Source organism: Paracoccus sp. DMF (genome assembly GCF_004407025.1).
In the GTDB taxonomy this organism is placed as follows: domain Bacteria; phylum Pseudomonadota; class Alphaproteobacteria; order Rhodobacterales; family Rhodobacteraceae; genus Paracoccus; species Paracoccus aminovorans_B.
On the sequence record NZ_SOKV02000179.1, the window covers coordinates 1 to 741 of the forward strand.

Sequence of the window (741 nt, forward strand, 5' to 3'; positions counted from 1 at the left end):
CGCGACCTGCGGGACGAAGTTCGCCAATGTCGCGAACTTCCGGGGCTTCCCGCACATCCCGGGGCAAGATGCCGTGCTGCGCTACGCCACCAAGGACGGCGGCCATGAGGGGGCGGTGCTGTGAAGACTGCCAATCCCGCCCTTGTCATCGCCGTCGCGCGCTCCTGGCTTGGTACGCCCTATCACGACCAAGCCAGCCTGCGCGGGGTCGGCTGCGATTGCCTCGGCCTCGCGCGCGGCGTCTGGCGCGAGGTTGTGGGGCCAGAGCCGTTCCCGATCCCGCCCTACAGCCGCGACTGGGGTGAGACCGGGCCGAGCGAGGTGCTGGCAGACGGAGCGCGGGCGATGATGCCGGAAATCGCACCCGCCGATGCGCCGCCCGGCGCGCTGATCCTGTTCCGGATGGTGCCGCGCGCCATCGCCAAGCATGTGGGCATCCTCACCGGACCCGACACCTTCCTTCATGCCTACGAACGCCTCGGCGTGATCGAGGAACCGCTGACACCGACATGGCGACGGCGCATCGCTTTCGCTTTACTCTTCCCCGCACGCTGAGATTTCCCCATGGCCACCCTTGTCCTCGGCGCTGTCGGTTCCGCCATCGGCGGGGCCTTCGGCGGCGCGATCCTCGGCTTCTCTGGTGCTGCCATCGGCGGTTTCATCGGCTCGACCATTGGGTCGGTCGTGGACAGCTGGATCGTATCGTCGCTGGCCCCCGCGCAGAAGATCGAGGGCCAGCGT

General features: G+C 68.4%; 2 protein-coding genes. Both read left to right on the top strand.

Annotation, left to right across the window (positions count from 1 at the left end; all coding sequences use genetic code 11):
- The coding region (locus tag E3D03_RS21075) for a phage BR0599 family protein (protein WP_263568561.1) at nt 1–124 on the top strand (124 nt) is incomplete at its 5' end.
- Nucleotides 121–555, top strand: a complete 435-nt coding sequence (locus tag E3D03_RS21080) for an NlpC/P60 family protein (protein ID WP_263568560.1) — start codon at nt 121–123, stop codon at nt 553–555. The genes E3D03_RS21075 and E3D03_RS21080, both read left to right, overlap by 4 nt.
- The last annotated feature ends 186 nt before the right edge of the window (nt 556–741 follow it).